This is a genomic window from Acidimicrobiales bacterium (genome assembly GCA_036273495.1).
Classification (GTDB): Bacteria; Actinomycetota; Acidimicrobiia; order Acidimicrobiales; family JAJPHE01; genus DASSEU01.
The window spans coordinates 1-4,422 of record DASUHN010000061.1 but is presented as its reverse complement, the minus strand read 5'-3'; the positions used below and the strand labels follow the sequence as shown (position 1 = coordinate 4,422).

Sequence of the window (4,422 nt, the reverse complement as noted above, 5' to 3'; positions counted from 1 at the left end):
ACGTGGAGATGGACGGGGCCTGGGCCCTCTACGAGGCGTGGATGATGCTGCAGATCGGCCAGGCCGAGACCGCCCTGGTCTACGGATTCGGGAAGCCCTCGGCCGGGGACATGCGCGAGGTCCTCACCACCCAGCTCGACCCCTACTACCTGGCCCCCACGGGGGTCGACTGCATCTCGACCGCCGCCCTGCAGGCCCGGGCCCTGCTCGACCGCACCGACTACACCGAGGCGGACATGGCCGAGGTGGCCTCCCGGTCGCGCCGGGACGCCAGGGACAATCCGATGGCCCAGGTTCAGAAGGACGTGAGCGCCAAGGAGCTGCTCGACGAGCCCTACTGGGTCGAGCCGCTCCGCAAGCACGACTGCCCGCCGATCTCCGACGGGGTGGCGGCGGCCATCCTGGTGGCCGGGGAGCGGGCCCGCGACGTCTGCGAGCACCCGGCGTGGATCCGGGGCATAGAGCACCGCATCGATCCCCACTACTTCGGCGTCAGAGACCTCGAACAGTCCCCGTCGACGGCCGCCGCCGGCCAGGCCCTCGGCTCCCACGACGGCATCGAGGTGGCCGAGCTCAGCGCCACCTTCAGCCACCAGGAGCTGATCCTGAAAGACGCCCTCGGCCTGCCCGGGACGACGCGGATCAACCCGTCGGGCGGGCCCCTTGCGGCCAACCCGATCATGGCCGTCGGCCTGATCCGGGTCGGAGAGGCGTTCAAGCAGATCCGCGACCACGGCCGGGGCCGGGTGCTGGCCCACGCCACATCCGGGCACTGCCTGCAGCAGAACCTGGTCTGCGTGCTGGAGGGGGACTGAAATGGGAGAGCGCTGCGCCATCGTCGGGATCGGCCAGTCCGACCACAAGCGGATCCGGGAGGACCTGTCCATGGCGGGCCTGCTGCGGGAGGCCGCCTCACGGGCCCTGGCCGACGCCGAGATGGACTGGTCGGACATCCAGGCCATCGTCTTCGGCAAGGCCCCGGACCAGTTCGAGGGCGTGATGATGCCCGAGCTGTACCTGGCCGACGCCCTGGGCGGGGCGGGCAAGCCGATGATCCGGATGCACACCGCCGGCAGCGTCGGCGCCCACACCGCCATCTTCGGGGCCCACCTCATCGAGTCGGGGCTGTTCGACTGCGTGCTGAGCATCGCCTTCGAGAAGCAGTCGGAGACCGACACGTCACGCGTCCTGTCGGCCGGGCAGCGGGGTGGGGCGGCCGTGGCCTTTGCCCCGTCCATCCGCCAGTACATCGAGCGGTCGCACGCGCCCGAGTACATCGGGTGGATGGTGGCGGTGAAGGACCGACTCAACGCCCTCAAGAACCCCCACGCCCAGATCCACATGCCGGACATCACCATCGAGAAGGTGCAGGAGTCCGAGATGGTGGCGGACCCGCTGCGGCGCCTGGAGTGCTGCCCGACGTCGGACGGCGCCGCCGCCATCGTCTACACCAACGAGCGACGGGTTCCCGACACCGGGCGCCGGCCCGCGTGGGTGCTGGCCAGCGCCACCCGCTCCGAGGCCATGGGCCACCCGGGCCGGGACTGGGTGAGCCCCCTGGCCGGACAGCAGTGCGCCAAGGAGGTGTACCGGCAGGCGGGAATCACCAATCCCCTCGAGGAGATCGACACCGCCGAGATCTACGTGCCGTTCACCTGGTTCGAGCCGATGTGGCTGGAGAACCTCGGCCTGGCCGAGGTCGGGACGGGCTGGAAGCTCACCGACGGCGGGGACACCGCCATGGACGGCGCCTTCCCCGTCAACCCGTCGGGCGGTGTCCTGTCGGCCAATGCCATCGGGGCCGCCGGGCTGATCCGCTGCGCCGAGGCGGCCATGCAGGCCCGGGGCACGGCGGGAGAGCACCAGATCCCCGACGTCCGGGTGGCCATGGGCCACGCCTTCGGGGGCGGCTCCCAGTACTTCGCCATCTGGCTGGTCGGTTCCGAGAAGCCCGAGTAGCGCCGCACGTGTCGGCGCGCCGTCAGCTGACGACGAAGCGCGCCGACATCCGGGGCTGATACGGACCCACGCCTGTCACCTGGGCCACGTAGCGCTGGTTCCCGACGATCGGCGGGCCGGCCCGCACCTTCGGTACCGCCATGCTCACGAACAGGTAGGTGCCGGGCGTGAGGTCGGGGCTGAGCACGTGGTAGCGGCCCGGCGCCAGGACGTCGATCTGGTCCGCCATGCTGAGCCGGCTCACGTCCACCGTCCCCGTCGCGGTGAGCGGGACCGACGCCACATGGTTGAAGCGGGCGATCAGCAGGTCGCGGTACTGACCGGACTGGTTGTCGACGTTGAACGAGATCGCGCCCTGCCGGTCGTAGGTCGACTGGCTGAGGTGCAGAGACGACGCCCCGATCTCGACGTTGACGTCGGCGCTCATGGCACCGCTCGCGCACGCGGACAGCGCGGCGGCGAGGAGGGCGAACAGCACCACGGCCGCGGCGGCCCGCCGCATGGGGTGTTGCCCCTCATGCCGCCTCGGGATGATTGAGGCCCCAGCCAATTGCCCCCCGGCCCTTCCCCCAGACTGAAACTTGTTCTAGTATAGCCCCGTTCCCGTGGAGGGTCACGGGGATGCGGGGGGGTAATGGCTGGGGAGCTGGGGGGCACCAACATGGCCGGCGAAGCGACGACCGGCCGGCGCGGGCGGGCGGTCGCTCCCCCCGTCGTGGCCGACCTGGGCCGCCGGGCCCGGGCGGCGTGGCGCAGCCGCAGAGCGGGCCCGCTCCTGAAGCTCGGGGCGGCGGTGGCCGGGGTCCCGCTGCTCATCACCGTCGCCTTCGGCGCCGTCCCGTTCGGCGTCTATCTGTACGGGCTGGTGGTGGGCAGCCTGTACGCCCTCGTCGCCTTCGGCCTGATCCTCGTGTACCGGGCCAACCGGGTGATCAACTTCGCCCAGGGGGCTCTCGGCGCCGTTCCCGCCATCACGGGCATCCTGCTCCTGGCCAACCGCAACTGGCCCTACCCGGTCTGCGTGCTCATCGTCCTCGTGGGAGCGCCGGTGACCGGGGCGCTGGTCGAGGTCCTGTTCATCCGCCGCTTCCTCCGGTCGCCGCGGGTGATCCTCACCCTGGCCACCATCGGCGTGGCCCAGTTCCTCAGCTTCTTCGTGTTCATCCTGGCGGTGAAGTGGATCCCGGCCCAGGAGAACAAGGGCTTCTCGATCGTCACTCCGTTCTCCAGTCACCACGTCCAGCTCGGAGGGGTGATCTTCACCGCTGACTCGCTCGTGACCATGGTGATCGTCCTGGCCGCGGGCGCGGGCCTCACCGCCTTCTTCCGCTTCACCCAGGTGGGCCTGGCCGTGCGGGCCTCGGCGGAGAACGCCGACCGGGCCCAGCTCATCGGCGTACCCGTGAACCGGGTACGGACGATCGTCTGGATGATCGCCGGCCTGCTCTCGGCGGTCGCCATCTTCCAACGGACCGTCCTCCTCGACCAGTTGCCGACGGGGTCGGGAGCGTCGGGCTTCAGCACCACCGAGCTCCTCTACGGCCTGGCGCCGGCCGTCGTGGCCCGCATGGAGAGCTTCCCGATAGCCCTGGCGGCCGGTCTGGCCTTCGGCGTCATCGAGCAGGCCACCTTCTACGCCACCCGGAACACCGACGTGGCCGCGGCCATCGTCCTGCCTCTCGTGCTGGTGGCCCTCCTCGTGCAGCGGGCCCGTCTCTCGCGGGCCGAGGACAGCGGCGTGGCCACGTGGCGGGAGGTCAAGGAGTTCAGGCCGATCCCGGCCGAGCTGCGGCTGCTGCCCGAGGTGCAGTGGAGCAGATGGGGGCTGTGGGCCGTGTTGGCCGGCCTGGTCCTGCTGGCGCCGAGGCTGGCCGGGGCCGGCCGCACCGACGTGGCCTCGACGCTGATGATCTACGCCATCATCGGGGTGTCCCTGGTGTTCCTGTCGGGCTGGGGAGGCCAGATCAGCCTGGGCCAGTTCGCCATCGCCGGCATCGGGGGGGCGGTGGCGGGCGGCCTGGCCACCCACCACGGGATGGGTTTCCTCTACTGCGTGCTCCTCGGCGGGATCACGGGCGCGGCCCTGGCCGTCGCCATCGGCATCCCCGCCCTGCGGCTGCCCGGCCTGTTCCTCGGCGTCACCACCCTGGCGCTGTCGACCAACACCGAGTTCTTCTTCCTGCAGACGCGGTACTTCCCGTGGCTCCTGCCACCGGAGTCGACCCACATCACCCGGCCGGTGCTGTTCGGGGGGCGGCTCAACCTCCAGGGGGACCTGGCCTACTACTACGCGTGCGTGTTCGTGCTCGTCCTGGCCGTGGCGTGCGCCCGCTCCATCCGGTCCCACCGATCGGGCCGGGTGATCATCGCCGCCCGGGACAACGCCCGGGCCGCGCAGTCCTTCGGGATCAACCTGACGCGGACCAGGCTGGCCGCCTTTGCCCTGTCGGGCTTCTTCGCGGC

General features: G+C 71.0%; 4 protein-coding genes. 3 read left to right on the top strand and 1 reads right to left on the bottom strand.

Annotated elements, in window-relative coordinates:
• Both VFW24_02440 and VFW24_02435 read left to right on the top strand, forming a co-directional pair.
• On the top strand, positions 1 to 815 hold an 815-nt coding region (locus tag VFW24_02440), incomplete at its 5' end, for a lipid-transfer protein (GenBank protein ID HEX5265605.1).
• 1 nt (position 816) lies between these two features.
• Complete coding sequence (locus VFW24_02435) at positions 817 to 1,959, top strand: thiolase domain-containing protein (GenBank protein ID HEX5265604.1); 1,143 nt, start codon at positions 817 to 819, stop codon at positions 1,957 to 1,959.
• A gap of 22 nt (positions 1,960 to 1,981) precedes the next feature.
• On the opposite strand, the gene VFW24_02430 is transcribed toward VFW24_02435, so the two are convergent.
• Positions 1,982 to 2,461: a hypothetical protein gene (locus VFW24_02430; protein ID HEX5265603.1), complete on the bottom strand. Its 480-nt coding sequence runs from the start codon at positions 2,459 to 2,461 to the stop codon at positions 1,982 to 1,984.
• A 132-nt stretch (positions 2,462 to 2,593) separates the two neighbouring features.
• Here VFW24_02430 and VFW24_02425 point away from each other — a divergent pair.
• Positions 2,594 to 4,422: ABC transporter permease (locus VFW24_02425; protein ID HEX5265602.1), on the top strand; the 1,829-nt coding region annotated here is incomplete at its 3' end.

Bases quoted from the DNA above. Each gene is read 5' to 3' on its own strand.
- VFW24_02435 (HEX5265604.1), top strand. From the start codon at position 817: ATGGGAGAGCGCTGCGCCATCGTCGGGATCGGCCAGTCCGACCACAAG.
- VFW24_02430 (HEX5265603.1), bottom strand. From the start codon at position 2,461: ATGCGGCGGGCCGCCGCGGCCGTGGTGCTGTTCGCCCTCCTCGCCGCC.